The 25,912-nt window shown below is 63.4% G+C and carries 29 protein-coding genes and 2 pseudogenes; 15 read left to right on the forward strand and 16 right to left on the reverse strand.

Annotation, left to right across the window (positions count from 1 at the left end):
* Positions 1–83 precede the first annotated feature (83 nt).
* Together msrB and FJ548_RS24740 are read right to left on the reverse strand one after the other, a co-directional pair.
* A complete protein-coding gene (gene msrB, locus FJ548_RS24735) occupies positions 84–596 on the reverse strand; it encodes a peptide-methionine (R)-S-oxide reductase MsrB (RefSeq protein WP_140779205.1) in 513 nt (170 codons plus the stop codon).
* A 198-nt stretch (positions 597–794) separates the two neighbouring features.
* Positions 795–875: pseudogene (locus FJ548_RS24740) on the reverse strand (fasciclin domain-containing protein); the annotation flags it as partial.
* A gap of 214 nt (positions 876–1,089) precedes the next feature.
* On the opposite strand from FJ548_RS24740, the gene FJ548_RS24745 reads away from it, so the two are divergent.
* On the forward strand, positions 1,090–2,586 hold the full coding sequence (locus FJ548_RS24745) for an amidase (RefSeq protein ID WP_140779206.1): 1,497 nt from the start codon (positions 1,090–1,092) through the stop codon (positions 2,584–2,586).
* 146 nt (positions 2,587–2,732) lie between these two features.
* Positions 2,733–3,626: an acetylglutamate kinase gene (argB, locus tag FJ548_RS24750; protein ID WP_140609858.1), complete on the forward strand. Its 894-nt coding sequence runs from the start codon at positions 2,733–2,735 to the stop codon at positions 3,624–3,626.
* A gap of 33 nt (positions 3,627–3,659) precedes the next feature.
* Here the strand turns inward: argB and FJ548_RS24755 are convergent, their stop codons facing one another.
* From FJ548_RS24755 to FJ548_RS24765, 3 genes are all read right to left on the reverse strand, one after another.
* Complete coding sequence (locus FJ548_RS24755; RefSeq protein WP_140693970.1) at positions 3,660–4,118, reverse strand: RidA family protein; 459 nt, start codon at positions 4,116–4,118, stop codon at positions 3,660–3,662.
* A gap of 108 nt (positions 4,119–4,226) precedes the next feature.
* On the reverse strand, positions 4,227–5,774 hold the full coding sequence (bchE, locus tag FJ548_RS24760; RefSeq protein ID WP_140779207.1) for a magnesium-protoporphyrin IX monomethyl ester anaerobic oxidative cyclase: 1,548 nt from the start codon (positions 5,772–5,774) through the stop codon (positions 4,227–4,229).
* A 111-nt stretch (positions 5,775–5,885) separates the two neighbouring features.
* A complete protein-coding gene (locus FJ548_RS24765; RefSeq protein WP_140779208.1) occupies positions 5,886–6,362 on the reverse strand; it encodes an Lrp/AsnC family transcriptional regulator in 477 nt (158 codons plus the stop codon).
* A 139-nt stretch (positions 6,363–6,501) separates the two neighbouring features.
* Between FJ548_RS24765 and phhA the strand changes: the two genes are divergently transcribed.
* On the forward strand, positions 6,502–7,338 hold the full coding sequence (phhA, locus tag FJ548_RS24770) for a phenylalanine 4-monooxygenase (protein ID WP_140779209.1): 837 nt from the start codon (positions 6,502–6,504) through the stop codon (positions 7,336–7,338).
* Positions 7,339–7,504: 166 nt separating this feature from the next.
* On the opposite strand, the gene FJ548_RS24775 is transcribed toward phhA, so the two are convergent.
* On the reverse strand, positions 7,505–8,182 hold the full coding sequence (locus tag FJ548_RS24775; protein WP_246678758.1) for an Lrp/AsnC family transcriptional regulator: 678 nt from the start codon (positions 8,180–8,182) through the stop codon (positions 7,505–7,507).
* Positions 8,183–8,369: 187 nt separating this feature from the next.
* On the opposite strand from FJ548_RS24775, the gene FJ548_RS24780 reads away from it, so the two are divergent.
* The 3 genes from FJ548_RS24780 to FJ548_RS24790 all read left to right on the forward strand — a co-directional run bounded on the left by FJ548_RS24780 (position 8,370) and on the right by FJ548_RS24790 (position 11,487).
* Complete coding sequence (locus tag FJ548_RS24780; RefSeq protein WP_246678760.1) at positions 8,370–9,134, forward strand: transporter substrate-binding domain-containing protein; 765 nt, start codon at positions 8,370–8,372, stop codon at positions 9,132–9,134.
* Positions 9,135–9,211: 77 nt separating this feature from the next.
* Positions 9,212–10,516: an FAD-binding oxidoreductase gene (locus tag FJ548_RS24785; RefSeq protein WP_140779211.1), complete on the forward strand. Its 1,305-nt coding sequence runs from the start codon at positions 9,212–9,214 to the stop codon at positions 10,514–10,516.
* Positions 10,513–11,487: an amino acid ABC transporter permease gene (locus tag FJ548_RS24790; protein WP_140779212.1), complete on the forward strand. Its 975-nt coding sequence runs from the start codon at positions 10,513–10,515 to the stop codon at positions 11,485–11,487. The genes FJ548_RS24785 and FJ548_RS24790 overlap by 4 nt, the downstream gene beginning before the upstream one ends.
* Positions 11,488–11,591: 104 nt before the next feature.
* On the opposite strand, the pseudogene FJ548_RS24795 reads toward FJ548_RS24790, so the two are convergent.
* Both FJ548_RS24795 and FJ548_RS24800 read right to left on the reverse strand, forming a co-directional pair.
* Positions 11,592–11,932: pseudogene (locus FJ548_RS24795) on the reverse strand (GMC family oxidoreductase); the annotation flags it as partial.
* Between the two features lie 48 nt (positions 11,933–11,980).
* Positions 11,981–12,742, reverse strand: a complete 762-nt coding sequence (locus tag FJ548_RS24800) for a GGDEF domain-containing protein (protein WP_140693980.1) — start codon at positions 12,740–12,742, stop codon at positions 11,981–11,983.
* 161 nt (positions 12,743–12,903) lie between these two features.
* On the opposite strand from FJ548_RS24800, the gene FJ548_RS24805 reads away from it, so the two are divergent.
* Positions 12,904–13,620, forward strand: coding sequence for a pyrimidine 5'-nucleotidase (locus FJ548_RS24805; protein WP_140779213.1), 717 nt, complete (start codon positions 12,904–12,906; stop codon positions 13,618–13,620).
* A gap of 101 nt (positions 13,621–13,721) precedes the next feature.
* On the opposite strand, the gene FJ548_RS24810 is transcribed toward FJ548_RS24805, so the two are convergent.
* Positions 13,722–14,567, reverse strand: coding sequence for an LOG family protein (locus FJ548_RS24810; RefSeq protein WP_140609868.1), 846 nt, complete (start codon positions 14,565–14,567; stop codon positions 13,722–13,724).
* A gap of 143 nt (positions 14,568–14,710) precedes the next feature.
* On the opposite strand from FJ548_RS24810, the gene dapD reads away from it, so the two are divergent.
* From dapD to FJ548_RS24830, 4 genes are all read left to right on the forward strand, one after another.
* A complete protein-coding gene (gene dapD / locus FJ548_RS24815) occupies positions 14,711–15,565 on the forward strand; it encodes a 2,3,4,5-tetrahydropyridine-2,6-dicarboxylate N-succinyltransferase (RefSeq protein WP_140693986.1) in 855 nt (284 codons plus the stop codon).
* A 72-nt stretch (positions 15,566–15,637) separates the two neighbouring features.
* Entirely contained in the window at positions 15,638–16,000 is a 363-nt protein-coding gene (locus FJ548_RS24820) for a DUF805 domain-containing protein (protein ID WP_140609870.1), read from the forward strand.
* Positions 15,993–16,370, forward strand: a complete 378-nt coding sequence (locus FJ548_RS24825) for a DUF805 domain-containing protein (RefSeq protein ID WP_246678759.1) — start codon at positions 15,993–15,995, stop codon at positions 16,368–16,370. The genes FJ548_RS24820 and FJ548_RS24825 overlap by 8 nt, the downstream gene beginning before the upstream one ends.
* A gap of 32 nt (positions 16,371–16,402) precedes the next feature.
* Complete coding sequence (locus FJ548_RS24830) at positions 16,403–17,116, forward strand: hypothetical protein (RefSeq protein WP_140693988.1); 714 nt, start codon at positions 16,403–16,405, stop codon at positions 17,114–17,116.
* Here FJ548_RS24830 and FJ548_RS24835 read toward each other — a convergent pair.
* Positions 17,082–18,122 carry a 2-dehydropantoate 2-reductase gene (locus tag FJ548_RS24835; RefSeq protein WP_140779215.1) on the reverse strand — a complete coding sequence of 347 codons (1,041 nt, stop codon included), beginning with the start codon at positions 18,120–18,122 and terminating at the stop codon, positions 17,082–17,084. The genes FJ548_RS24830 and FJ548_RS24835 overlap by 35 nt on opposite strands.
* Positions 18,123–18,250: 128 nt before the next feature.
* On the opposite strand from FJ548_RS24835, the gene dapE reads away from it, so the two are divergent.
* Both dapE and FJ548_RS24845 read left to right on the forward strand, forming a co-directional pair.
* Positions 18,251–19,444 (forward strand): succinyl-diaminopimelate desuccinylase, encoded by a 1,194-nt coding sequence (gene dapE / locus FJ548_RS24840; RefSeq protein WP_140779216.1) that lies wholly within the window; start codon positions 18,251–18,253, stop codon positions 19,442–19,444.
* A 2-nt stretch (positions 19,445–19,446) separates the two neighbouring features.
* On the forward strand, positions 19,447–20,079 hold the full coding sequence (locus tag FJ548_RS24845; RefSeq protein WP_140779217.1) for a transporter: 633 nt from the start codon (positions 19,447–19,449) through the stop codon (positions 20,077–20,079).
* Positions 20,080–20,139: 60 nt separating this feature from the next.
* Here the strand turns inward: FJ548_RS24845 and truA are convergent, their stop codons facing one another.
* The 5 genes from truA to FJ548_RS24870 all read right to left on the reverse strand — a co-directional run bounded on the left by truA (position 20,140) and on the right by FJ548_RS24870 (position 23,247).
* Positions 20,140–20,916: a tRNA pseudouridine(38-40) synthase TruA gene (truA, locus tag FJ548_RS24850; RefSeq protein WP_140779218.1), complete on the reverse strand. Its 777-nt coding sequence runs from the start codon at positions 20,914–20,916 to the stop codon at positions 20,140–20,142.
* A 120-nt stretch (positions 20,917–21,036) separates the two neighbouring features.
* On the reverse strand, positions 21,037–21,543 hold the full coding sequence (locus FJ548_RS24855) for an N-acetyltransferase (protein WP_140693999.1): 507 nt from the start codon (positions 21,541–21,543) through the stop codon (positions 21,037–21,039).
* The gene (gene fmt, locus FJ548_RS24860) at positions 21,540–22,493 is read right to left on the reverse strand and encodes a methionyl-tRNA formyltransferase (RefSeq protein ID WP_140694001.1); all 954 of its coding nucleotides are present in this window, start codon (positions 22,491–22,493) and stop codon (positions 21,540–21,542) included. Before fmt ends, FJ548_RS24855 begins: the two co-directional genes overlap by 4 nt.
* A 44-nt stretch (positions 22,494–22,537) precedes the next feature.
* A complete protein-coding gene (locus FJ548_RS24865) occupies positions 22,538–22,963 on the reverse strand; it encodes a type II toxin-antitoxin system VapC family toxin (RefSeq protein ID WP_140694004.1) in 426 nt (141 codons plus the stop codon).
* Positions 22,960–23,247, reverse strand: a complete 288-nt coding sequence (locus FJ548_RS24870) for a plasmid stabilization protein (protein ID WP_140694007.1) — start codon at positions 23,245–23,247, stop codon at positions 22,960–22,962. Before FJ548_RS24870 ends, FJ548_RS24865 begins: the two co-directional genes overlap by 4 nt.
* 125 nt (positions 23,248–23,372) lie before the next feature.
* Here FJ548_RS24870 and FJ548_RS24875 point away from each other — a divergent pair, with 125 nt between their 5' ends.
* On the forward strand, positions 23,373–23,630 hold the full coding sequence (locus FJ548_RS24875) for a hypothetical protein (protein ID WP_140779219.1): 258 nt from the start codon (positions 23,373–23,375) through the stop codon (positions 23,628–23,630).
* A gap of 3 nt (positions 23,631–23,633) precedes the next feature.
* Here the strand turns inward: FJ548_RS24875 and def are convergent, their stop codons facing one another.
* Positions 23,634–24,164 (reverse strand): peptide deformylase, encoded by a 531-nt coding sequence (def, locus tag FJ548_RS24880; protein ID WP_140779220.1) that lies wholly within the window; start codon positions 24,162–24,164, stop codon positions 23,634–23,636.
* A gap of 103 nt (positions 24,165–24,267) precedes the next feature.
* Here def and FJ548_RS24885 point away from each other — a divergent pair, with 103 nt between their 5' ends.
* Positions 24,268–25,539, forward strand: coding sequence for a DNA recombination protein RmuC (locus FJ548_RS24885; RefSeq protein ID WP_140694014.1), 1,272 nt, complete (start codon positions 24,268–24,270; stop codon positions 25,537–25,539).
* The last annotated feature ends 373 nt before the right edge of the window (positions 25,540–25,912 follow it).

A 25,912-nucleotide genomic window follows, 5' to 3' on the forward strand; every position in this document is an offset into this window, starting at 1 on the left:
CTCCAGTCCACGCCCGAAAACCCTGACCGCGCAAAAACTCCGGGCCGCAAGCCCGGAGTTTTTTCTTTCTTCAGGGGGTATTGTCAGGCCGTGGCGGGCTTGAAGGTCAGCGCCACGCCATTGATGCAGTGGCGCAGGCCGGTCGGCGCCGGGCCATCGTCGAAGACATGGCCGAGATGGCCGCCACAGCGGCGGCAGTGCACCTCGGTGCGGGTCATGCCCAGCGACCGGTCCTCGGTCTTGCCGATGCCATTGGCGATCTCCTGCCAGAAGCTCGGCCACCCGGTGCCGGAATCGAATTTCGTCTCGGAGGGATAGACCGGCAGGTCGCAGCCGGCGCAGGCGAAGATGCCCTTGCGGTGCTCGTTGAGCAGCGGGCTGGTGCCGGGATACTCCGTGCCCTGTTTGCGCAGCACGTCGAAGGCGGCCGGCGACAGGATGGCCTTCCACTCGTCGTCAGTCTTGGTGACCTCGAACTTTTCTGCGGCCTGTGCGGCCCGTGCGGGCTGCGGGCTGCCCATGCGCAGCATTGTCGCCGCGGCTCCTATGATGCCGATGGCGGCGGCGCCGCTCAAAAGAAAGTCGCGACGGTTCATCACCAATTCCTCCTGTTGTCCTTTTGCCAGACCGCGCCGCCACGTGGAAATCAAAAGCGGGTGACGGTTCACTCTCGAACGAACTCCGCGCCGTTCGACAGGAACGGCGCGGAGCGCGTGCCGGTTGCCGATCCCGGGAGCGGGACCAGGCAATCGACGAGAGCTCTTGCTGCGACTTCGTCGGCAGCAAGTCCTTTGTTACATCTTCGGCAGCAAAACCTTGTCGATGACGTGGATGACGCCGTTGGACTGTTCGACATCGGCGATCGTCACATCGGCTGATGGTCTTGCTGGCACATGGCCGCGCCGCCAACCATCGGGTTTTGGGTATAGGCAGCGGTGGCAAGCGCGGAGACAACGATCGTACCGGCGAGCAAAAGGCTGGCGAATCTACGCGAATATCCCGTGCGCCTAAAGTTCTGGCGTCCCGGCGCTGGCTTCAATTGCCAAGTAAATCGCCACTGGCTAGCTTGGCGGGAGTGGGGAAGCGCTGATGTCGATCGAACGGATCCTTTGGGAGGAAGACGCAACCAGCCTCGCCAGCCTGGTGCGTAAGGGCGACCTGTCCGCGATCGAACTGACCAATGCGGCGATCGCGCGCGCCGAGGCCACCCGGCCCGATATCAATGCCACGGCCGGGCCGCTCTATGACGCGGCACGGGCGCGGGCAAAGACCATCGACCGCTCGCTGCCGCTGGCCGGCGTTCCCTTTGCCATCAAGGACCTCGGCATCGCCGTCAAAGGCGTGCCGTCGCATGGCGGCAGTCGCATTCCGGCCTGGGTGCCCGACTTCAATTCGACCATGACCGAGCGCTATCTCGCCGCCGGGCTGATCCCGATCGTCACCTCGACATCGCCGGAGCATGGGCTTCGGCTGATGACCGAATCAAAAGCCTTCGGCATCACGCGCAATCCCTGGAACATCGGCCACACCACCGGCGGCTCGTCGGGCGGTTCGGCGGCGCTGGTCGCCGCCGGCGTCGTTCCGGTGGCGCATGCCTCCGATGGCGGCGGCTCGATCCGCGTGCCGTCCGCCTGCACCGGGCTTGTCGGCCTCAAGACCTCGCGCGGCCGTATCCCGCTGACGCCGCTGGTGAGCGAAAGCTGGTATGGCATGGTGGTCGACCATGCCGTGACCCGCTCGGTGCGCGATTGCGCGCTGCTGCTCGACCTGACCCACGGTCCAGACTCCTTGTCGCCCTATGCGGCACTGCCGCCGAAGGGCACATTCGCCGCCGCCGCGGCGCGCGATCCCGGCAAGCTCAGGCTGGCCGTGTATCGCAAGTCGCCGCTTGGCCTGCCGATCTCGGCCGAGACGGTTGCGGCACTCGACACGGCGGTCGCGCTCGCCCGCGAAGGCGGCCACACGGTCGAGGATATCGACCTGCCCTTCATCGGCCGCGATTTCTTCGCCGACTTCTGCAGGACGGTCGCTTCCGCCGTAGCCGGCATGCTGCGGGCGGAAGCGCAGCGCGTCGGCCGCTCCGTCAGCGGCGACATCGAGCGCACCACACGGGTGCTCGGCCGGTTGGGCGAAATGGTCTCGGCCGGCGAGACCTATGCCGGCCTGCAGCGGCTGCACGCCGCCTCGCGGCAACTGATCGCGGAAACCGCGCAATACGACGCCGTGCTGATGCCCATCATAGCCCACCCGCCGCTTGTCTGCGGCGCCATGGACCCGAAGGGCGCCGATGAGCTGATCGAAAACCTTCTCGACAAGCTGCATCTCACGCCCCTGCTCAAAATCGACTCCCTGTTCGGTCAGCTCATGGACAAGAGCCTGTGGTTCACCCACTGGCCGGCAATCCAGAATGTTTCCGGCCAGCCGTCGATCGCTCTGCCGGTCCACGTGACGGAAGCCGGCCTGCCGCTCGGCATCCAGGCGATGTGGCGCCCAGGCGACGAAGAGACGCTTTTGTCTCTAGCAGCGCAGATGGAGAAGATTTCGGGCTGGTTGAAGCGTCGCGCGCCGCTGATGAAGCCATCGTGAAATCGATTTCGTCATTGTGACAGCAATGCCATTTGCGACCGGCATCAATTCCCGCTAAGACGCCGCCGTCTTTCCAGTGCATGCTGCCAAAAGGGCCCAGCGTTTTGGGACAACGACATGCACAACCAGAACCGGGAACCATGCCGATGACGGACGTCGCCGCCACCGCCGAAATGCAGGCTGCCCTCCTGTCGCGGGCGCTGCCCTACATGCAGCGCTACGAGAACAAGACGGTCGTTGTGAAATATGGCGGCCACGCCATGGGCGACAGCGAACTCGGCAAGGCCTTCGCCCGCGACATTGCTCTGTTGAAGCAGTCCGGCGTCAATCCGATCGTCGTCCATGGCGGCGGGCCGCAGATCGGCGCCATGCTGACCAAGATGGGCATCGAATCCAAATTCGAGGGCGGCCTGCGCGTCACCGACCAGAAGACGGTCGAGATCGTCGAAATGGTGCTGGCCGGCTCGATCAACAAGGAAATCGTCGCCCTGATCAACGCCGAGGGCGAGTGGGCGATCGGCCTGTGCGGCAAGGACGGCAACATGGTGTTCGCCGAAAAGGCGCGCAAGACCATGATCGACCCGGACTCCAACATCGAGCGGGTGCTCGATCTCGGTTTCGTCGGCGAGCCGGTCGAAGTCGACCGCACGCTGCTCGACCTTCTGGCGCGCTCCGAGATGATCCCGGTGCTGGCGCCGGTGGCGCCCGGCCGCGACGGTCACACCTACAACATCAATGCCGACACTTTCGCCGGCGCCATCGCCGGCGCCTGCAAGGCCTCTCGCCTGCTGTTCCTGACCGACGTGCCCGGCGTGCTCGACAAGAACAAGAAGCTGATCGACGAGCTCACCGTCGCCGAGGCCAGGGCGCTGATCAAGGACGGCACGGTCTCCGGCGGCATGATCCCCAAGGTCGAGACCTGCATCGAAGCGATCGAGCGCGGTGTCGAGGGCGTCGTCATCCTCAACGGCAAGACCGCGCATTCCGTGCTGCTCGAACTCTTCACCGAGCACGGTGCCGGCACGCTGATCGTGCCCTGAGGTGGTGCGGCGACAGCGCTGGCTCACACGCGCCTAATCCGGCAGGGCCGCGACCACCACGATTTCGACGACAAGGTCGGGATGGGCGAGTGCGGCGACTCCGATCACCTCCGACGGCGGCGGATTGTTGTAGCTGCAATGCTTGGGACAGTGCTCGGCGAAAAATTCATCCATCACGTCCAACCGAAAATTTGGCGAGCTGAGGGCACCTCCGTTGGGGAATGGTCCCGTGACGTATTGGGTGATCTTGATGAGGTGTTCGAGCGAACTGCCGAGCTCTTCCAGATCCGATTTGATGTTCGTCAGAATGGAGCGCCATTGCGCCGTTGCGTCACCAACGGCGCCGCTCTTGCCACTGGCCGGATCGTAATTTTCGGCAGTGCCCGTATTGCCGGCAAGAAAGACATACCCCTTGGCTCCCGTCACGACGGTGCCTTTTCCCCAAGGCATCAGCCGGTCACCCTTCATCTTCTTGTGCGTGACAAGGTTCATCGCTTTCTCCTGCCGGTAGCCAGCGGCCCAATTGCAGAGTTAGCGCGTTGCCCGTCGACGGCCAGTATCGGTTCGGTCTCCGGCGGCAGAACGCGGAAGAGGCACCGCTCAAGCGCTGCGCGACTGCGCAACGACAGGTGCCGCCACTTTTCGCGCTGGTCGCCGAACTGCCATTGATTCTTCCTCGCCATCCTGCGGCGCGCCCCAGAACGCGGCGAGTGTCGGACCATCCTTCGTCCGGCGGTCCGTCACCAGAAACCCCCAGACCTCCCGGAACCACACGCGCCGGCCCATCTTCGTATACCAGCGCATCGAGTGCCGCTGCTCGGGATCCCTATGGAAGAGGATGCGAGCCAGCGCCTTGGGCCGCGACTGCACCGCGACCTCGATCAGTTTGACGCTGAAGAACAGCATCCACGGCTTCAGCCGCGTCATCTGCAGCACCTGGTGCTTGTAATCCCACAGCCGCGCATCCAGCTGGATCACCTTGCGATCCCCGGCGATCCTGAAGAACGGCGTCCAGCGATGCGGCGTCACGTAGAGTGCCTGGATCTGGTCGGGGTCATAGGCGAGGAGCTGGCGGAACCCGCGCCAGAGGTCGCGGAAGCCCTCGTCCTCGAAGCCGGTCACCCAGGTTGCCATCGACAGGATGTCGTGTTTCCGCAGCAGTCTTATCGCCTCGCGGTCGGATGAGGTGCTGCCGCCCTTGCGGATCAATTGCAGCGTCTGCTCGTCGGTGTTTTCCATGCCGAGCAGCCAGCGGATGACGCCGGCCTTGCGGTAGAGGTGCAGGATGTCGGCGTCGCGCACGATGTCGTCGGCGCGGATCGAGCCGACGATCAGCACCGGCACGTTTTCGGCGATCAGCGCATCCAGAAACGCGCGCCAGGCCTTCTTCGAAACCGTCGGATTCTCGTCGGCCAGATTGATCAGTTCGACGCCGTGCTCGCGGTGCAGCCAGGCGATCTCCCCGGCGAACTTCACGGGGTCGCGATGCCGCCAGCGGGTCCAGAAGCCGCGCTGGCCGCAATAATTGCACAGATGCGGGCAGCCGCGCGAAAACTGCATGACCACGGCGCGCTTGCCGCCCCAATAGCTGTACTTAGGGTGTTCGATCAGCTCCCAGCCCACGCGGTAGGCGTCGAGCTCGGTGATGGTCATGGCCGGTTGCGTCGCGACGGGCCGGCGCAGATCATCGCGAAAGGCAATGCCGGCCACGCTCGCCGGCGACTGGTGCATTTCCAAAGCCTCGACCAGCGCCACAGCGGTGGCCTCGCCCTCGCCGCGCACGATAAAGTCGAAGACGTCTGTCGCCGCCAGGATGTCGCGCCAATGATAGGTCGGGAAGACGCCGCCATAGATGATGATGGTGGCGGGTTCGCGCAGCTTGATCATCCCGGCGATCAGCAGGGCGGTCGGGTGCGCCGAGGTCGATCCGGAATGGCCGATCAGGACGAAGTCCGGGTGGTCATCCAGCGCGTCGCGCACCGCCATATCGAGCGGCATCGGCCCGAATTCGGCATCGACGAGGCACACGTCATGGCCAGCATCGATCAGCGGACCGCCGATCGCCAGCAGACCGAGCGGCGGAAGATGGTCGTCCGGCACGCGGCTGCCGATGGCGGTGTGCGGTGGGTTGATCAGGACGATTTTCATGACGGACCTCCTCGGTGGCTGGTCCGTTCATGCTGGCCGGCGCGCCGGGCGCCGAATGGGCCGATCCCAGCAGTTTGCGTGCAGCTTTTCCGCAAAAAGCCGGAAGCGGCGTCAGCGCTTCAGATGCCCGAGCGGCACGTGGCCGGGTCCCTTGATGTTCTGCAGCACCAGTTGCGTGTGGACGTCGCGCACGCCGTCGAGCCGCATCAGCCGGTGCATCACGAAGGCGTTAAGGTCGTCGACCGACGGCACCATGACATGCAGCAGGAAGTCATGATCGCCGGTCATCGTCCAGCACGACGACACCTCGTCCATGCGCTGGACCGCGGCAATGAAGCTCTCGGGCGATCCGTCGCTGTGGCTGACCAGGCGCACCTGGATGAACACCTCGACCATCAGGCCGACCGCGCGCCGGCTGATCACCGCGGCGAAGCCCTTGATGATGCCGGCGTCCCGCAGCGCCTCGAAACGCCGCGCGCACGGCGTCGTCGACAGGCCGATCTCTTGGGCCAGCTCGGAGACGGGCTTGCGGCCGTCGCGTTGCAGGACATCGAGCATCTTGACCTCGAAATCGTCGAATTGAGGCATTTTCACTCCTTATAGGCGATCGTTGAGTGAATATTATCCAGAATACGCCGTTCGATCCATCATCAAAACCGATTTGCCTCCGGAAATGCCATTAATCTCCGGGCACGTTCGCCATTCATGATTTGTGAGGAGAAAAACCATGACGACGATGAGCGTTGCCGAATATGCCCGCGAGTGCGCGGCGCAGGGGTTGCGCGGCGACTATTCGGTCTGCCGTGCCGATTTCACCGTGGCGCAGGGTTATGACTACAGCGCCGAGGAACAGGCGGTGTGGCGCACGCTGTGCGACCGCCAGACCGAACTGACGCGCAAGCTCGCCCACCACTCCTACCTCGACGGCGTCGAGAAGCTCGGCCTGCTCGACCGCATCCCCGATTTCGAGGACGTCAGCGCCAAGCTGCGCAAGCTCACGGGCTGGGAGATCGTCGCCGTGCCGGGGCTCATTCCGGCCGCGCCCTTCTTTGATCATCTCGCCAATCGCCGCTTCCCGGTCACCAATTGGCTGCGCACCAGGCAGGAGCTCGACTACATCGTCGAGCCCGACATGTTCCATGATTTCTTTGGCCACGTGCCGGTGCTGTCGCAGCCGGTGTTCGCCGACTTCATGCAGATGTATGGCAAGAAGGCTGGCGACATCATCGCGCTCGGCGGCGACGAAATGATCACCCGGCTCTACTGGTACACGGCCGAATACGGCCTGATCCAGGAGGCTGGCCAGCCGCTGAAGGCCTTTGGCGCCGGCCTGATGTCGTCCTTTACCGAATTGCAGTTCGCTGTCGACAGCAAGGGTGCCCATCATGTGCCCTTCGATCTCGAAACGGTGATGCGCACCGGCTACGAAATCGACAAATTCCAGCGCGCCTATTTCGTGCTGCCGTCCTTCGTCGTTTTGCGCGACGCCTTCCAGACCGCGGATTTCGGGGCGATCGTCGCGCGCCGCACGGGCGAGCCCGCACTCGACCCGGCGACGGTATAGTTCCTGGGCCGAATCTGACCGGCCGAGGTGGACATTCACGGCGGCACAATTTCCGGTTGGCCAATCCTTCTCTCGGCCGCCGGTATGCCGCGGACGGCTTCTTGGAGGCTTCGGCGGCGCCGGTGTTTGGCACAGTCGGCGCGACGCCCATCTTACCCCGTCTGTCTTACAATGCGTAGATGTTGCGATTGAACTTCGTTTCCATCACCACATGGGAAGCGGTTTTAACGACGCCGTTGATTTCATTCACGGCATTGACCTCCCGGTTCAGCTTCTCGAGCGTGTCGGCGGCAAGGTGGATGATCAGGTCCCATTCGCCGGTTATGGCATAGACCGCCTGGATCGATGGCATCGCCCTGATCCTTCTGGAGACGTCAGGATAGCTCTTGTTGTTCAGCGCGGCGAAGGTGAAACAGTGGACGGAATTCTGGGCCGCCGCCTTGGTCAGTCGCACGGCATAGCCTTCGATGATGCCGCCCGCCTCGAGTTTCTGTATCCGCTCCTGCAGCGCCGTCCTGGATACGCCGAGCTGACGTGCCAACGATGCGACCGGCTCACGTGCGTTCTTTTGCATCAGCGCGAGCAACTGGCGGTCCTTCTCGGTCAATTCCACAATCAAATCCTCTCGCACGGTCGGCGCTGGAACGGTCAAATCGGTCCGCACGATCCTATCGGCTGAACCGCCCCGACGACAATCCTCGCGCCGGCGGTGCCGGGCACGGCATCCGGCACTATGCCGCCTCGAGGCACGCAATGACTGCACGATCGCCACTATCCGGCATTTCGCCGGGTAGAACCCTGCTTTTTGCGACCCGACTGTCAAACGTAACAAACGCCGGTCCATCAGAGGGAACCAGCTTCGGCTGTGGTGGGCACGATCGAAACCTGATCCGCGTTGACCTTGCGGCTGAAAGCACTGAGGTCCGACGTCCGTCACGAATCATGTCAATCACGAGGGAGGGATAACTTTGAAAAAGCTGCTCGAATTCGCCGTTCTTGCCGCCGCGACAGTCGCGATCGCGACGACAGCCATGGCCGGAGAAACCTTGGACCGCGTCACGTCCAAGAAGGCGATGGTCGTCGCCACCAACGCGGCTTGGCCGCCGCAGAGCTTCCTCAACGACAGCAACGAGCTCGCTGGTTTCGACATCGATGTCTCGCGCGAGATCGGCAAGCGGCTCGGTGTCGAGGTCTCGTTCGAAACGCCCGACTGGGCGACGCTGACCGGCGGACGCTGGCAGGGACGTTACGACCTCGGGGTCGGATCGGTCACGCCGACCAAGGCCCGTTCCAAGGTGATCGATTTTGTCGGCATCTATTATTACAGCCCCTATGTCTACGTCGTGCACAAGGACAGTAACGCCAAGTCGGTCGCCGATCTCAACGGCAAGGTGATCGGTGTCGAGACGGCCACCACCTCGGAGGACTTTATCCGCCGCAAGCTCGAAATCGATGCTCCCGGCCTGCCTCCCGTCGAATACAAGCTCGAACCTGGCGAGATCCGCACCTTCGCGGATTCCATGCTGCCCTTCGATGATCTGCGGCTTGGCGACGGTGTGCGCCTGAATGCCGTGATCGCGCCGGAACAGACGGCGCAGAATGCCATCAAGAATGGCTATCCCGTGAAGATCCTGGAGGGCGAGTATGCCTTCCGCGAACCGCTCGTCGTCATCGCCGAGAAGAACGACCCCCAGTGGACGGCAAAGGTCGCGGGCATCATCGCCGAGCTGAAGACGGACGGCACGCTCGCCGCGCTGACCACGAAGTGGTACGGCAAGGACTACAGCGCCAAGTGACGCAATCCCCGGCCGCCGTCTGGCAGCCTGGGGCTTCAATCCGCCAAATGCACCGCCACTTACCCGCAAAGTCGCCGATGGCCTATCCCGACACTTACTATGCCCGCACCGCGGCCGACCGCAAGACGAGGCCTCCCCTCCAGGGCGAGGCGCAATGTGACGTGGCCGTCGTCGGTGCGGGACTGGCCGGTCTGACGACGGCGCTGCAGCTGGCGCGCGCCGGACTGCATGTCGCCGTGGTGGAAGCCCAGTCTGTCGGTTTCGGCGCTTCCGGCCGCAATGGCGGTTTCGTCACGCCCGGCTTCGCCACCGGCGGCCAGGCCATTGCCGCGCGTGTCGGCGAGGAGGCGGCGCGCGGACTGCACCGCCTGTCGATCGAGGGCGTCGAATTCGTGCGCGACACCATCGAGGCGCTCGCAATAACCGCCGCCATGCCGCGCGCCGGCCTGCTCAGCGTTCTGCGTTACGACGACGGCGATGCGCTGAAGGCCTATGCCGAGCAGATGGCACGCGACCACGGCTACGAGCTTCAATATCTGCGCACGGAAGCCGTCCGCTCGATGCTGAAATCGGCTCGCTACCACCAGGGCCTGCGCGACCCGAACGCCTTTCACATCCACCCGCTCAACTATCTGCGCTCCCTGGCCGACGAGATCGAGCGCCTGGGAGGCACGATCCATGAGAGTTCACAGGTCGTCCAATGCGACCTGTCCGGCACGCGAAAGATGCTCCGCACGAGACAGGGCACGGTTCGGGCGTCCCATGTCGTGCTGGCAACCGGCGGCTACACCGGCCCGGTATTCGGCCAGCTGTACCGCGCCTTTCTGCCCATCGCGACCTATGTGATGGTCTCCGAGGCGGCTCCCCGTCTCATTGCTCAGGCCGTCGCCACGACGGATGCCGTCGGCGACAACAGGCGGGCCGGCGACTATTACCGTCTGGTCGAGAGCGGCAATCGCCTTTTGTGGGGCGGGCGCATCACCACGCGCGCCGCTTCCGCCGACGCGTTGGCGCGCGAACTGCGCCGGGAGATGGTCGGCACCTACCCGCAGCTCGCCGGCCTCAAGACCGAATTGGCCTGGTCCGGATTGATGTCCTATGCCCGGCATCTGCTGCCCCAGATCGGAGAACTGCAGCCGGGTGTCTGGTACTGCACCGCTTTCGGTGGTCATGGCCTCAACACCACGGCGATTGCCGGAAAACTCGTCGCCGAAGGCATTCTGGGCGTTTCGGACCGGTACCGGCAGTTCGCGCCGTTCGGACTGAGCTGGGCAGGCGGCCCCGCTGGCCTGGCCGCCGCGCAGGTCACCTACTGGAAATTGCAGGCGCAGGACTGGTGGCGGGAACGCCGCGCCAGCGCCAAAGACAAGGTGGCGGCATGATCGGCAGGCTGATGCTCTTCAACCCAGGAATCGCCCGCCGTGCGGCGGCCGCGCTTGTTCCGGCGCTGCTGGCAGCAGCCCTCTACACCATGGGCATCAAGTCGAGCTGGATCGGCTCGTTGATGCCGGTTGCATCCGACTGGTTGCAGGCCAACCCGGCCCTGTCGCGCGCGCTTTCCGCCGTGTTGATCGCGCTCCTGGTGTTGGTGAATTGCAAGCTGCTGCTGCTCCTGCCGCGACGCCAGCAGATCGCCGGCGTCTGGATCGAGCTGTTCGCGCTGCTGATGCTGTTCTTCTATTCCTTCGACCTCTCCTTCGCCTTTATCGCCAGGAAGGTCGGCTTCCTGATTACACAGGGTGTCGCCACGACGCTTTACATCTCGGCAATCTCGATCCTGATTGCGACGACTATCGCGCTTGTCGGCGCCATCGCCAAGCTGACCGGCAACGGCCTCGTGTTTGGGCTGGCGACCTTCTACACGTCGCTGTTTCGGGGCCTGCCGCTGCTGATGCAGATCTACATCATCTATCTCGGCCTGCCGCAGGTCGGCTATGTGATCGGCGCGGTGCCGGCCGGCATCCTGGCGCTGTCGTTGTGTTATGGCGCCTACATGACCGAGATCTTCCGCGCCGGCATCGAAAGCATCCCTCGCGGACAAAGCGAAGGCGCCACAGCACTCGGCCTGAGCCCGGGTCAGACCATGGCGCTGGTCATCCTGCCGCAGGCCATGCGCGTCATCATTCCGCCGACCGGCAATCAATTCATCGCCATGCTGAAGGATTCCTCGCTCGTATCCGTCGTCGGCGTCTGGGAGATCATGTATCTCGCCCGCACGATGGGCCAGACGGAGTTCCGCCATATCGAGATGCTGATCACCGCCTCGATGATCTACTGGATGCTCTCGATCGCGCTGGAATTCGGCCAGGCCTATCTGGAACGGCGTTTCGGCAGGTCCGAGCGGCAGGCATAGGCGCCCTGGCGCTTTTGCATCACCGCGCCGACCTGACAGCGCTCAACAAACAGTTGACCTGACCGGCAACCGCGCCCGTCGCGGGAGCGGAAGTCCCTGGCCACTCAGACGGAGACCACCTTGCGCAAATGGTCCTCCAGCCGGCAGACCGTCGCGGTGATCGTTGTCGTCGGGTTGGCTTGACCCGATGTGCAGAACACCGAGGAGCCGCCGACATAGAGGTTGTCCATGCCGTGCACCTTGCAGTCGGTGTCCACGACGCTCCTGGTTATGTCGGTGCCCATGCGCGTACCACCCATGTGATGGTGCCCCGCCGTCTCCTCGTCGGATAATCCTCGCCGTTGGCGATCCAATCCATGAGACGAACGCGGCCCAGATTCTTTTCGATGAGTGTCGTGCCGAACAGCTTCAGGTCTTCGACAAGCGCGCGGCGTTCCAGTGCTGCAAACAGGGTTGGAGAATCCTTAACGGGTCGGTGTGCCAGGCGGCCAACTCACGCGGCCTCGGAAATGTCCGTATCGAGGATTGTCAGGTTGCGGCCGCGGTGCTTGGCCTGGTAGAGGCGCCGGTCCGCGGCGCGCATCAGCTCCGATACGTTGACATCCTCGCCGCAGACGGTGCCGCCGATGCTGACGGTCAACGGAATGGTCCGTTCATCGACAGGCCGGAAGCGGATCAGCTCGACCTCGCGGCGGATGCGCTCGGCAACGCGCTTGGCCTCCTGCTCGGTGGCTCCGACAAGATAAGCGCCGAACTCCTCCCCGCCGATGCGGCCGAGCACGTCGCCGCTGCGCACGCCGCGCTCGATGGCGCCGGCGATCAGCAGCAGCGCGTCGTCGCCGGTCAGGTGGCCGAAATTGTCGTTGATCGTCTTGAAATGGTCGGCGTCGATAATCAGCAGCGCGCCGCGGTCGGACTTGCGTCGGGACCCATCCAGCGCGGCAAAGAAGCTTTCCCGGTTGAGCATGCCGGTCATGTCGTCGCGGCTCGCCTTTTCCTCCAGGCGGCGGTGCGCCGCGGCCAGTTGAGCATGAGCGCGGGCGAGTTCGCGGTGCGCGTTCTGCAGTCGGTCACTCTGCCAGAAGGTGCTGGCGCAGGCCACCCATGCAAGCACAAGCGGACAGAGCGTCGAGGTCAGCCAGATCGTCCGGTTGATCGGGAAACCCATGGCCGGAACGATGATCAGCGTCAGCAGGAGGGAGGCGGCGACGGAGGCAAAAGCGACGGCGGCGGATTTCAGAATGATGCTGTTCATCGCGAGCTCCCACAGGACTGTCTCTGTGCCAGCAAGCCCTGAAGGCCACCTTTCCCGGTTGCTTAAAATTTGAAAGGGTGGGCTATTTCCACCGCTGTCGGCGCGCGGAAGTTGTGGATAAAGTTCCTTCCAGAATTCCCGTTTCATGCCATAAGGAGCGCATGACCACGCTCCCTGATCCCGCCCGCTTCGCTCATGTCACCGATTGGGTGTTCGACCTCGATAACACGCTTTATCCGCACCATTCGAATCTGTTCTCGCAGATCGACGTCAAGATGACCGCCTATATCGGGGAATTGCTGGCGCTGCCGCGCGAGGAGGCGCGCAAGCTGCAGAAGGAACTCTATCTCGAATATGGCACGACGCTGAACGGGTTGATGACGCGCCACGGCATCGATCCCGACGATTTCCTCGAGAAGGTCCATGACATCGACTATTCATGGCTGGTGCCCGACCCCGTCCTGGGCACCGCCATCCGCCAGCTTCCGGGCCGTAAGTTCATCTTCACCAATGGCGACCGCAAGCACGCCGAACGCACCGCCCGCCAGCTCGGCATTCTCGATCATTTCGACGACATCTTCGATATCGTCGCGGCCGACCTCAATCCCAAACCCGCCCGCCAGACCTACGAAAAGTTCGCCGAACTGCACGCCGTCACCGGACACAATGCGGTGATGTTCGAGGACCTGGCTCGCAACCTGGCCGTGCCGAAGTCGCTGGGCATGACAACGGTGCTGGTGGTGCCGCGCAATTTCGAGCCGACCTTTTCCGAGATCTGGGAACGCGACCCGGCGCAGGAAGACGACGTCGATTTCGTCACCGACGACCTGGCCGGGTTCCTGACAGGTATTGTCGCGGGGGTAGGGCAACAAGAGTGAGGCAGTAGGCAGTAGGGGATAGGGAGTAGGCAAACACAGTGCTTCCAGTCTCTGCGTTCGAGGACAATTCTCCTACTGCCTACTGCCTACTGCCTACTGCCTCATTCCCCTAACTTGTAGAAGCGGCTGATGATGCCCCAGGCCTCGTCGGCGGTGTCGACGAAATCGATGATGTCCTGGTCGCCGGGGCTGATCGTGCCTTGCTCGGCGAGGAAGTCGAGGTTGATCGCCCGTTTCCAGAACGACTTGCCGAACAGGATCACCGGCACGCGCTCCATGCGTCCGGTCTGGATCAGGGTCAGCGTCTCGAAGAATTCGTCCATCGTGCCGAAGCCGCCCGGAAACACCGCCACCGCCTTGGCGCGCATGACGAAGTGCATCTTGCGGACGGCGAAATAGTGGAAGTTGAAACAGAGCTCCGGCGTCACATAGGCGTTCGGCGCCTGCTCGTGCGGCAAGACGATGTTGAGCCCGATCGACGGCGCGCCGACATCGTCGGCGCCACGGTTTCCCGCTTCCATCACCCCGGGACCACCGCCGGTCACCACGACATATTCGCGGTAGTACGATGTGGCCGACTGCTGCGAGCACAGGCGGGCGAATTTGCGCGCCTCCTCGTAATATTTGCTGTTTTCCTCGAGGTTCTTCTTCTGCGTCTCGTTCTTGGCCGCCCAGGCTTCGCCACCGGGCTCCGGCAGGCGCGCGCCGCCGAACAGGATCACCGTCGAGCGGATGCCGCGCTCGGCCAGGATCATTTCGGGTTTCAGCAGTTCCAGTTGCAGCCTGACCGCGCGCAGTTCGCGCCGCGTCATGAAGTCGGGGTCGTTCCAGGCCAGGCGGTAGGTTTCGGCCCGCGTCTGCGGCGTGTCCGGCACGCTTTTCGACCGCTCCAGATCCTCGTCTGAATGCGGCAGCGGCGTCCATCCCGCCTTTTCCATGGGAGTCATCGAATCCACCCGTCCATTCCTTTACTTGCGTCGTCCCGTGACGCAGCCACGATTGACCCTCATTGAGCCTTAACATAGGGTCCGCGCGACTTTTAAACAGGTTAAGGCGCAGCCCCTTAACAGCTTGGTAATGGAGCGGAATCATGTCGAAGCCTGATCTGGCGAGCCTCGAAAAGACCATCGACAAGGCCTTCGAGGAACGCGACGCCATTTCCACGGCGACACGCGGCGAGACGCGCGACGCCATCCAGTCGGCTCTCGACCTGCTCGACCGCGGCACCGCCCGCGTCGCCGAGCGGCAGGCCGACGGCAAGTGGCATGTCAACCAGTGGCTGAAGAAGGCCGTGCTACTCTCCTTCCGGCTCAACCCGATGGAGATCATCAAGGGTGGTCCGGGCCAGGCCGTCTGGTGGGACAAGGTGCCGTCCAAGTTCGACGGATGGAGCGCCGTCGATTTCGAGAAGGCGGGCTTCCGCGCCGTGCCGTCGTCGATCGTGCGCCGTTCCGCTTATGTCGCCCCGGGCGCCGTGCTGATGCCGTCCTTCGTCAATGTCGGCGCCTACGTCGACAGCGGCACCATGGTCGACACCTGGGCCTCGGTCGGCTCCTGCGCCCAGATCGGCAAGAACGTCCACCTTTCGGGCGGCGTCGGCATCGGCGGCGTGCTGGAGCCGATGCAGGCCGGCCCTACCATCATCGAGGACAATTGCTTCATCGGCGCGCGTTCGGAGGTCGTCGAGGGCTGCATCGTGCGCGAAGGCTCGGTGCTTGGCATGGGCGTGTTCATCGGCCAGTCGACCAAGATCGTCGACCGCGCCACCGGCGAGGTCTTCTACGGAGAGGTGCCGCCGAATTCCGTGGTCGTCGCCGGCTCGATGCCGGGCAAGCCCTTGCCCAATGGCGAGCCTGGCCCGAGCCTCTACTGCGCCGTCATCGTCAAGCGCGTCGATGCCAAGACCCGATCCAAGACCTCGATCAACGAGCTGCTGCGCGATTGATCTTTCCGCGAAGCGGGCGCACCTTCCGCCGGCGCGGCAATGGGTCGCGCTGGTTCAACATGGAGGGGTGACATGGACTGGAAATATCTGCTGACAAGTTTCGAGGGTCGCATCAACCGGGGCAAATTCTGGGCCGGCATCGGCATATTCTTGGTGATCGCCATCATAGCCTTCATTCTCGATGCTATCCTGGGCACGCGCTTCACGACGGCCAGTGGCGCCCAGATCGGCATCATCGGCATCCTGGTCGCGCTGGCATCGATCTATTTCGCGATTGCTCTCTATGCAAAACGCTGGCACGACCGCAACAAGTCGGGCTGGTGGACGCTGATCGGCTTCGTACCCGTCATCGGCGGCATCTGGCTGCTGGTCGAGCTCGGCATCCTCGAAGGCACCAGGGGTGTCAATCAATATGGACCGGACCCGCTTGCCTGACAGATCAGATCTCACCTGGCTCCTCTTCAAGACATCGGGCCGCGTCAGCCGCGCGGCCTATTTCCTCGGCGGATTGCTCGTCGCCATCATCCAGGCCTTCCCGCTGTACCGCTTCACACTGGTGCCGGAAGGTTCGGCCGAAAGCAACATGTGGTCGTTCATCTTCTTCATAGCCTTCGTCGCCTCACTGTGGTCGAACATCGCGTTGGCGGTAAAGCGGCTGCACGACCTCGACAAGCCGGGCATTGCCGCGCTGATCCTGTTCGTGCCGGTCGTCTCGATTGTCGCCTTCCTTGTGTTGTGCCTGTTTCCAGGGCAGCCTGGGCCTAACCGCTATGGCCTGCGCACCAACGAGCCGGCTCAACCCTGAGGCCCGATTGATGAGGGGTCGGATATCTCGCCATGCGCTACCGCACGCTTGATCCGAAACTGATCGTCGAGACAGCCGAACGCCTGGAAGGCCGGATCGCCGATCGGTTCCCGGAAGCGGGCTTGCGCGGCGTCGCGGCCGAACTGGTGTCGTTGTCGCGCGATCTGGCCAAGGCGGCAAAGGCGCTCGAGCAACCGATCTGGTGGCTGCGCGGCCTCATTGTCGCGGCCTTTATCGCCGGTGTGCTGATCTTCCTGTTCGTCGGCACCATCCTGCCGCTGGACCGCATTTCCGGAACCGATGATGCCGTGCAATCGGTGCAAGGCATCGAGGCCTCGATCAACACCGTCATCCTCGCCGTGCTCGGTTTTCTGGCCTTGATCCGCACCGAGGAGCGCATCAAGCGCAAGAAGGTCTTTCGTCAGCTGCATGGCCTGCGCTCGCTGATCCACGTCATCGACATGCACCAGCTGACCAAGGATCCGGCGACGCTTTCGGCCAGTTTCAAGCCGACCGCTCACTCCCCGACTCGCCGCCTAACCACCGCCGCCGACCTGGCGCGTTATCTCGACTATTGCTCGGAGATGCTGTCGATCACCGGCAAGGTCGCCGCCCTGTTCGCGCAGTCGGTCAACGACGACGTGGTCATCGACGGCGTCAACGACATCGAGAATCTGAGCTCGAACCTGTCGCGCAAGATCTGGCAGAAGATCACCTTGATCGACGGCCGCCAGCTGCCGCGCTGACCAGCTCCGGCGCCAGGCCCGGCGAGCCGCGCACGCCGGTTTCCGCTTCGTGCACCAAAGCGATGACCCGCTCGACCACCGGCGCCGGCGTGCCGGCCTTTTCAGCCAGACGCAGGATGGCGCCCTGCAGGTCGTCGATCTCCGTCGGACGGCCGCGTTGCAGGTCATCCCACATCGACGACCGCGCTTGCGGGTCGATCGCCAGCATCCGCCGCGCCAGCAATTTGAACAGCCAGTCCGGCAACCTCAGCACCATGGGTAAAAGCGCCGGCCGCAAGCCGGCGATCCGCGCCGGCTCGATGCCGCAGGCTCTCATCGCCCGCAGCGCCTCGTCGATCTGGCTGGCCAGAATCATCCGCCAGCGGCGATCGGCGAGCTCGCTTGCCAGCGCCAGGCCTGACAGTGCCACCAGCGCGTTGTTCAGGTTCATCAACAGCTTGCCCCACAGCACGGCCTTGATGTCGCCACGGGTTTCAACGGTAAACCCTTCGACATCGAGAAGACCGGCAAGACCGGCACCGTCCTCGATCATCACCTTGCCGTCGCTGGCGCGGTGTATGTTGAGCGGCAGTTCGCCATCGGGCGATTGCACGACATTGAACGGCACCATCCCGGCCAGCACCGTCCGCTGGCCAAGCCCGGCGCGCAGCCTGTCGGCATTGTCGACGCCGGTCTGCAGGCTGACCACGATGGCATCCGGGCGAGCATGCGCCTTGATGAGGGCTGCCATCTCCTGCGTCGCGCCGCTTTTGACCGTGACCAGGATCACGTCCGCTTGCGGCAAGGCGGCGGCGGGATCGGCAGTGATTCCAAGCGCCTCCGGCTTGACCAGGCGATCGCGGCCTTCAAGGTCGCTGATGCGCAATCCGCCCTGCCGCAAGGCCGCCTCGATGCGCGGCCGGGCGAGCAGGACAACCTGACGCCCGGCAAGCGCCAGGCAGCCTCCGGCATAGCAGCCGACGCTGCCCGCGCCGGCGACGACGATCCATTTTTCCCCACTTGCCATCCTGCCGCTCCGCACCTGCCGGTAACGATACGACGTGAATACCATAATGTTGGCGGTATCGTCGGGCATTGGGCTGGCCCCTATGTCTGGCCGTGACAGGCCCTCAGCTTTCGACTATCGCTTTTGCCATGACGCTGCCGACCGATCCCGCCACAAACCTCGCCGCCCTTATCCGTTGCGCTTCGGTGACGCCAGCCGAAGGCGGTGCGCTGACCGCGCTGGAGACGATGCTGAAGTCGCTCGGCTTCGCGGTCGATCGGCCGGTGTTCTCCGAGGACGGCACGCCCGACATCGAGAACCTCTATGCAAGGCGGTCCGGCAACGGCCCGCATCTGATGTTCGCCGGCCATACCGACGTCGTGCCGGTCGGCGACGAAGCCGCCTGGACGCATCCGCCTTTCGGCGCCGAAATCGCCAATGGCGAGATGTTTGGCCGTGGCGCGGTCGACATGAAGGGCGGCATCGCCTGTTTCATCGCCGCCGTGGCGCGTCATGTCGAGACAAATGGCGGCCTTAAGGGCTCGGTCTCGCTGCTGATCACCGGCGACGAGGAAGGGCCCGCCATCAACGGCACGGTCAAGCTGCTCGGATGGGCCGCTTCCAGGGGCGAGACATGGGACGCCTCGATCATCGGCGAGCCGACCAATCCCGATACCCTGGGCGACATGATCAAGATCGGCCGGCGTGGCTCGCTGTCCGGCGCCATAACAGTCAACGGCCGCCAGGGCCACGCCGCCTATCCGCAGCTTGCCGACAATCCGGTGCGTGGGCTCATGAGCCTGGTCGACGCCTTGCTGCATCCTGTCTTCGACAAAGGGACCAGGGATTTCCAGCCGACCAATCTTGAAGTCACCTCCATCGATGTCGGCAACCCGGCCACCAATGTCATCCCGGCCAAAGCGACAGCGATCTTCAACATCCGTTTCAACGACACCTGGACGGCCGAGACCGTCCAGGCCGAAATCCACAACCGCCTCGATCAGGCTGCCAAGCGCAAGAAGTATCGGTCAGGCAAGAAGACGCCGGTCGACTACGATCTTGTCTGGCGCGACCGGCCGAGCCATGTCTTCCTGACCCGCGACGACAGGCTGGTCGAAACGCTGCGCGGCTCGGTCAAGGCTGTGGTCGGCAAGGAACCGGCACTGTCCACCTCGGGCGGCACATCGGATGCGCGCTTCATCAAGGATTATTGCCCAGTGGTCGAGTTCGGCCTGGTCGGCAAGACCATGCATATGGTCGACGAGCGCGTCGCCATTGCCGATCTCGAAACGCTGACCCAAATCTACCAACGCTTCATTGAAGACTGGTTCGGGCAGGGCTGAGCATGCTTTCAGCGGACGAAACCCAAGCTTCCCTGACCGGCGCCTGGCGGCTGATGCTCGGCAAGGCCGACGGCCTGCGACTGCTCGACCTGTCGGCGGACGGGTTCTGGAATTCCTTCTTCGCCATCATTGTCGCGGCACCGGCGCTGATCGTCGGCTGGGTCGGCATCGCCAATGAGATCGGTGATCCCGATGCGTTCGCGGGTCGCTTCAGCATGCTGGTGCGCCTGGCGACGGTCGATATAGGCTCCTGGGTGCTGCCGCTGGTCGCGCTCGCTCTGGTCGCGCCGCGTGCCGGCATTGGCGGCCGCTTCGTCCATTATGTCGTCGCCAGCAACTGGGCCTCGGCCATCACCGCCTGGCTGATGCTGCCCTCGGCGCTGATCAGGCTTTTCCTGTCGTCGGCAAACCAGGTATCGAGCCTCGTGTCGCTGCTGTTGTTTTCCCTGTCGATGGTGCTGACCTGGCGCATGACCAATGCGACGATCGGCAGGGGCGCGGCGGTCGGCACCGCCGTTTTCGTCGGCATGTTCACCGCCTCGCTGCTGGTGCTGTTCGGGCTGCAGATGTTGCTTGGCATCACCGTACCGGACGATGTCGGTGCTCAGAGCTTGTCGGGGTTCGTTCCAGGATAGAGCCGACTTTATCCCGGGGGTAAGCCTTCCGACTTTACCCGGGGTAAAGCCCTTCCAGATTCAGCCGGGGGTAGAGTCTTCCGGACTCTGGCTGGGGTAGTCGACCCCGATCAGGAAAAGCCCGTCGGGCGGCGCCACCTGGCCGCAGGCGGCACGGTCGCGTGCCTCGAGCGCCGCCTTGAGGTCGCCGAGGGTCCAACCGCCCTCGCCGATCCGTTTGAGCGAGCCGACCATGGAGCGCACCTGGTTGTGCAGGAAGGAACGCGCCGAGGCCCGCACCTCGATCAGGTCGCCCGTCCGGCTCACATCGAGCCGCTCCAGCGTCCTGACCGGGCTGTTCGCCTGGCACTGCGTCGAGCGGAAGGTGGTGAAGTCGTGCCGCCCGAGCAGGATCTTCGCTGCTTCGTGCATGGCGCCGGCATCAAGCTGCTTTGGCACCCACCACACCTTGCCCTTTTCCAGCGCCGAAGGCGCACGCCGGTTGAGGATGCGGTAGAGATAGTGACGGCCGGTGGCCGAGAAGCGCGCGTCGAAATCGTCCGAGACGGCCACGGCCCTCAGGATCGCGACACGTGCGCCGGCGGCCTGCAGATGGGCGTTGACGGCATCGCGCACCTTGTCGCCAGGCCACGCTTTGGCGAGGTCGGCATGCGCCACCTGGGCTGTGGCATGCACGCCGGCATCGGTGCGGCCGGCGGCGCGCAGCCGGACAGCCTCGCCGCAGAATCGTTCGATCGCCTGCTCGATCGCCTGCTGCACGGAAGGCTGATCGGCCTGGTGCTGCCAGCCGGCAAACCGGCTGCCGTCATATTCGATGTCGAGGCGAAAACGCGGCATTTGCGACCAGAGCTCTCGCCTCGAGCAATTCCAGGAAAAGTGGAAGCGGTTTTCCGTCCGGAATTGCGTTTGAACAAAAACGCAGAGCAGTTCGCCGTTTCCGTGAAACGGTGGCCTGCGCTACGCGGCGAGAGCGGTGAAGGCCGGGGCGTACACCAGTTTGCCGGCCTCCGGAGCGTCACCCCAGGCCAGTGCCTGCAGCGCCTCGCCCTGATACTCGCTCTCGAATTTCTCGGCGCGGGCGTGGCTGTAGCCGAAACGGCCGTAATAAGCCGGATCGCCCAGCACGACGGCCAGCGTCTCGCCGGCATCCTTGAGCCGAATATGCGCCTCGCGGATCAGCGCCCCGCCAATGCCGCTGCCATGGAACGAAGGTTCCACCGCCAGCGGCGCCAGCGCCACGGCCGCGAAACGCTTGCCGCCGTTCTGGACGAACAGGCGCGAAAACAGGATGTGGCCGATAACTTGGCCATCCTCTTCCGCCACCAGTTCGGCAACGGCATCGCCGCCGGTCACCAGCGCATCGACAAGCCCGGCTTCCGACTGCTGGCCGAAAGCGTGTTCCTCGACGAGGCGGATAGCCTCGCGATCCCGCGGCGTCGCCGCGCGTATCGACATCATGCTCATGAGAACTTCATTCCTTTTTCGATCTTGGCTCCGCGCAGGAATTCCGACGCGGCAGCGGGCCTTCCGCCCGCCCGTTGAACTTCGACCAGCCTGATCGCGCCTGTCCCGCAGGCGACCGTCAGACGGTCATCGAGAATTCCTCCCGACTCGCTCAAATCTTCCGAAAGCAACGGGCCTTCAGACAGCGTCGAGCGAAGCAGTTTTAGCCGCTCCGGGCGGCCGCCAATGTCAATCTCGGACCAGGCGCCGGGAAAGGGCGACAGGCCACGAAGGTGGTTGTGGACCTCGGCCGCCGGCCGAGTCCAGTCCATGCGCGTCTCGGATTTATCGATTTTTCTGGCGTAAGTCACCCCCTCCGCCGCTTGCGCGGTAAATGTAAGGGTGTTCTTTTCCAGCCGGGCCAGCGCTTCCACCATCAGGGCAGCACCGACGCACATCAACCGATCATGCAGATCGCCGGCTGTCATATCGGGGTCGATGGCACATTTTTCAACCAATCCCACCGGTCCGGTGTCCAAACCCTCTTCCATGCGCATCACCATCATGCCGGTTTCCAGGTCGCCCGCCATGATGGCACGCTGGATGGGAGCGGCCCCCCGCCAGCGCGGCAGAAGCGATGCATGGCCGTTGATGCAACCAAGCCGTGGCGCCTCCAGAACCGCCTTCGGCAGCAGCAATCCATAGGCCACGACCACCGCGACATCGGCCCGCAGGTCACGGAAAGCCGCCTGCTCGGCCTCGCCCTTGAGGGATGTCGGCGTACGCACCGCGATGCCCAGCCGCTCGGCCTGGCGCTGCACCGGCGACGGCGTCAACTCCAGCCCACGCCGTCCGGCGGCACGCGGCGGCTGGGTGTAGACGGCTGATATTTCATGCCCGGCTTCGGCGATGGCACGCAGCGTCGGCACCGAGAACTCCGGCGTGCCCATGAAGATGACGCGAAGGGGCATTCTTCTTCCGATATCCTGTTTCGGCATGCGCGCCTTGAGCCGGCTCACGCCTCCGCTTCAAACGGGTTTACGAGCTTCAGGTCAAGCCCGTCGAAGTCGCGGATGTTGCGCGTCGCAAGAGTCGCATCATTGGCGAGACAGATCGCCGCGATCATGGCATCGGAAAGACTGATGGGGCGCCCAATCCTTTCTCGTACTGCACGTAGCTTGCCGGCGAGTCGAGGGATCGAACCGGAAAATTCCACGATACGGCCCGCGAACTGCTGCGAAGTCAACTGATCGAGCACGCGAACATAACGGTCTGATCCCGTCTTGTTCAAAAACCGCTCGGCACCGAAAGACTGCTCCATGATGACTGGCCCGCACATGTAGAGTGCAAGAAGGTCCTGCTTGCGGAACCAGTTGGAGACATTCGGATCGGGCACCGGCTTGCTGGACTCGGACACGACATTGGTATCGAGGACAATCACTCGAAATCCTCGGCGGGACGACCGAAGTCGCGTTTCCTGTCTGCTTCGATTTCGTCCATTATCTCGGAGAACTCATTGCCGATTGCGTTTTCGGCAGTGAACGCCGAACGAATGGCATCCCATGCGGAAAGTCCCGGCTCAGGTTTGGCTTCCTTTTCCGCGACCATGCCTTTGCGCAAAAGATCGATAGCTTTTCCAGACAGGCTCTGGCCAGTCTTCCTCGCAGCCTGCTCGATTTCTCGTTTCAAGGGTTCAGGAATACCTCTAATTAGGATGTCACCCATCGAGAACCTCCAAGTGTGATATCAATGATATCGCCTTAAGAGGCATCTTTCAATGGGAGGCATTAAGTCTACGCTAACCAATGTCCCAGTATGATTCGAAGCACCTGTTCCTCGGGAGGCTTCACATGCTGCGCAGCCAAAAACCTTTCGGAAAACGACGTCCCCCAATCGCGGAATACAGATCGCGAGAGGAGGAATTTACGGAAGGCGAGCTGTCAAAACGAAGTGAGAAGACTTTTGCTATCTATCTGACGCCACTGTGCGCGGCAGCTATTGTCATAGCTTTGATATTCTCATCGGAATCTCGGGCGCTTGCTCTGGAAATTACTTCGAAAGCCATTGAGCTCGGGAAAGACTGGGTTTTGCGTGGTGCGCTCGAATGACCCCTATCCCACCAGCTTGCCCGGTGCCTTGTCCCTGGCGAGCTTCTTGAACTTTTTCACCACCATGTCGCGCTTCAGCTTCGAGATATGGTCGATGAACAGCACGCCGTTGAGGTGGTCGATCTCGTGCTGCAGGCAGGTCGCCATCAGCCCTTCGGCCTCGATCTCCTGCAGCTTGCCGTCGCGATCGAGATATTTCACCCGCACGGAAGCCGGGCGTTCGACCTCGGCATGATAGTCGGGGATCGACAGGCAGCCTTCCTCGTAGACGGAGCGCTGATCGGCGCTATCCAGGATCTCTGGGTTGATGAAGACATGCGGCGCCGGCGTTTCGTCTTCCTTGGCCAGATCGATCACCAGCATGCGCAGCGGTTCGCCGACCTGGATTGCCGCCAGTCCGATACCGGGCGCGTCATACATGGTCGCCAGCATGTCGTCGGCCAGCTTTTGCAATGGCGCGTCGACGCGTTCCACCGGCTTGGAGACCTGGCGCAGGATTGGATCGGGAAGGATGATGAGCGGCTTGATCGGCATGGCGCTCCACCTAAGACCTCGCAGGAATGGCGTCAACCGGTGCGCCCGAGCCTCGTTCACGTTTTGATCTGTGCTATCAGGCCGAATCGGCTATGCTGTCCACATGAATGACCTGAGCACCATCCTTTCGGAGCCCGTCGCACGGCTTGGCGCCTCGACAATCACGCTCGGCCACGCGCTGGCCTTCGGCACATTGCTGTTTTTCGGCCTGTTCGTGGCGCTCGTCGTCGCGCTGTGGCGGTCGGCCAAGGCGCGCGCGGTCGCCGCCGCAGAAGCCGCCGACCATGCCCGCGACGCCGAGGCGCGCATGGCCGGCATTCTTCAGGCACAAGCGGAAATGCAGGGCCGCATGGGCGCCATCGCCGAAGTGTTCGGCGCGCGCCAGGCGGAACTGACGCAGTCGATCGGCCAGAGGCTCGACGCCATGACCGGCCGCCTCGGCCAGACCATGACCGAGCAGACCAAATCCACCCACGAGAGTCTGGCGAAGCTGCAGGAGCGGCTGGCGGTCATCGACACCGCGCAAGGCAATATCCAGTCGCTTGCCGGTCAGGTCGTGCAGTTGCAGGCCATCCTTTCCAACAAGCAGACGCGCGGCGCCTTCGGCCAGTCGCGCATGGAGGCGATCGTCGCCGACGGCCTGCCGCATGGCGCCTATGAATTCCAGGCGACGCTGTCGAACGGCAGCCGGCCGGATTGCCTGGTGAAGATGCCGAACGGCGCGCCGTCGCTTGCCATCGATGCCAAATTTCCGCTGGAGGCGTGGAATGCCATCCGCGCCGCCGATGGCGCCGATTTGCAGAAGGTCGCCGCGCAGGCCTTCCGCCGCGATGTCGAAATCCACGTTCGCGATATTTCGGAAAAATACCTGATTCAGGGCGAGACGCAGGACACAGCCTTCATGTTCGTGCCGTCGGAATCGGTATTCGCCGAGATCCATGAAAATTTCGAGGCGGTGGTGCAAAGGGCGCATCGGGCCCGCGTCGTCATCGTGTCGCCGTCATTGCTGATGCTGTCGATACAGGTCATCCAGGCAATCCTGAAGGATGCCCGCATGCGCGAACAGGCGCATCTGATCCAGGGCGAAGTGATCCGCCTGATGGAGGATGTCGCGCGTGTCGACGAGCGCGTCCGCAAGCTGCAGGTCCATTTCGGCCAATCCGCCAAGGACATCGACGATATCCTCGTGTCGACCTCGAAAGTGACCAAGCGTGGCCAGAAGATCGAGGCGCTGGAGTTCGGTCCGCAGGCCGATGGCGATGCCGGCCCGGAGACGCCATCACGGGCACCGGCCGCGAAACTCGACCCCGGCCCGCGCGTTGCCGATTCAAAGACCGGACAGCTTAGGCTGCGGGTCGTCGAAGGCGACGACTAAAATTTCCGGTGACCGCCCAAACACCGTTGCCGGCCTGGTTGCCAAGCACCGTGAGCTTATGGCGTTGCGCGACAAGTACCGCGCCGAGATCAAAAAGCTGACGATCGATATGACCATCTGGACGCGGCTATCAGGCTGTTCGATCCTGACGTCGACACTTTCCCGCTGAAAGAGTACGTCACCAAGCGCCGGGCCGTGAAGGGCTCTGTGAAGCGGTTTGTACTCAACACCATGCGGGAAGCTACCGCGCCGATGACATCGCGCCAGACACCGAGCTGTGGGTTGCTGACCGTGGCCTAGAGCATAATCTGACCTGACGGAATCGCGAGGGATTCCCATCGGCGAGAATATCTGATTCATCATGTCTGCTGGA

Source organism: Mesorhizobium sp. B2-4-17, from assembly GCF_006441275.1.
GTDB lineage: Bacteria > Pseudomonadota > Alphaproteobacteria > Rhizobiales > Rhizobiaceae > Mesorhizobium.

Bases quoted from the DNA above. Each gene is read 5' to 3' on its own strand.
- FJ548_RS24805 (WP_140779213.1), top strand. From the start codon at position 12,904: ATGACCACGCTCCCTGATCCCGCCCGCTTCGCTCATGTCACCGATTGG.
- phhA (WP_140779209.1), top strand. From the start codon at position 6,502: ATGACGACGATGAGCGTTGCCGAATATGCCCGCGAGTGCGCGGCGCAG.
- FJ548_RS24755 (WP_140693970.1), bottom strand. From the start codon at position 4,118: ATGAACCTTGTCACGCACAAGAAGATGAAGGGTGACCGGCTGATGCCT.
- FJ548_RS24875 (WP_140779219.1), top strand. From the start codon at position 23,373: ATGCTGCGCAGCCAAAAACCTTTCGGAAAACGACGTCCCCCAATCGCG.
- FJ548_RS24785 (WP_140779211.1), top strand. From the start codon at position 9,212: ATGGCCTATCCCGACACTTACTATGCCCGCACCGCGGCCGACCGCAAG.
- FJ548_RS24870 (WP_140694007.1), bottom strand. From the start codon at position 23,247: ATGGGTGACATCCTAATTAGAGGTATTCCTGAACCCTTGAAACGAGAA.
- FJ548_RS24835 (WP_140779215.1), bottom strand. From the start codon at position 18,122: ATGGCAAGTGGGGAAAAATGGATCGTCGTCGCCGGCGCGGGCAGCGTC.
- msrB (WP_140779205.1), bottom strand. From the start codon at position 596: ATGAACCGTCGCGACTTTCTTTTGAGCGGCGCCGCCGCCATCGGCATC.
- FJ548_RS24775 (WP_246678758.1), bottom strand. From the start codon at position 8,182: ATGGACCGGCGTTTGTTACGTTTGACAGTCGGGTCGCAAAAAGCAGGG.
- FJ548_RS24765 (WP_140779208.1), bottom strand. From the start codon at position 6,362: ATGCCTCAATTCGACGATTTCGAGGTCAAGATGCTCGATGTCCTGCAA.
- truA (WP_140779218.1), bottom strand. From the start codon at position 20,916: ATGCCGCGTTTTCGCCTCGACATCGAATATGACGGCAGCCGGTTTGCC.
- bchE (WP_140779207.1), bottom strand. From the start codon at position 5,774: ATGAAAATCGTCCTGATCAACCCACCGCACACCGCCATCGGCAGCCGC.
- FJ548_RS24855 (WP_140693999.1), bottom strand. From the start codon at position 21,543: ATGAGCATGATGTCGATACGCGCGGCGACGCCGCGGGATCGCGAGGCT.
- FJ548_RS24810 (WP_140609868.1), bottom strand. From the start codon at position 14,567: ATGACTCCCATGGAAAAGGCGGGATGGACGCCGCTGCCGCATTCAGAC.
- FJ548_RS24780 (WP_246678760.1), top strand. From the start codon at position 8,370: ATGGCCGGAGAAACCTTGGACCGCGTCACGTCCAAGAAGGCGATGGTC.
- dapE (WP_140779216.1), top strand. From the start codon at position 18,251: ATGACGCTGCCGACCGATCCCGCCACAAACCTCGCCGCCCTTATCCGT.
- dapD (WP_140693986.1), top strand. From the start codon at position 14,711: ATGTCGAAGCCTGATCTGGCGAGCCTCGAAAAGACCATCGACAAGGCC.
- def (WP_140779220.1), bottom strand. From the start codon at position 24,164: ATGCCGATCAAGCCGCTCATCATCCTTCCCGATCCAATCCTGCGCCAG.
- FJ548_RS24800 (WP_140693980.1), bottom strand. From the start codon at position 12,742: ATGAACAGCATCATTCTGAAATCCGCCGCCGTCGCTTTTGCCTCCGTC.
- FJ548_RS24820 (WP_140609870.1), top strand. From the start codon at position 15,638: ATGGACTGGAAATATCTGCTGACAAGTTTCGAGGGTCGCATCAACCGG.
- FJ548_RS24885 (WP_140694014.1), top strand. From the start codon at position 24,268: ATGAATGACCTGAGCACCATCCTTTCGGAGCCCGTCGCACGGCTTGGC.
- argB (WP_140609858.1), top strand. From the start codon at position 2,733: ATGACGGACGTCGCCGCCACCGCCGAAATGCAGGCTGCCCTCCTGTCG.
- FJ548_RS24830 (WP_140693988.1), top strand. From the start codon at position 16,403: ATGCGCTACCGCACGCTTGATCCGAAACTGATCGTCGAGACAGCCGAA.
- FJ548_RS24790 (WP_140779212.1), top strand. From the start codon at position 10,513: ATGATCGGCAGGCTGATGCTCTTCAACCCAGGAATCGCCCGCCGTGCG.
- FJ548_RS24845 (WP_140779217.1), top strand. From the start codon at position 19,447: ATGCTTTCAGCGGACGAAACCCAAGCTTCCCTGACCGGCGCCTGGCGG.
- FJ548_RS24745 (WP_140779206.1), top strand. From the start codon at position 1,090: ATGTCGATCGAACGGATCCTTTGGGAGGAAGACGCAACCAGCCTCGCC.
- fmt (WP_140694001.1), bottom strand. From the start codon at position 22,493: ATGCCCCTTCGCGTCATCTTCATGGGCACGCCGGAGTTCTCGGTGCCG.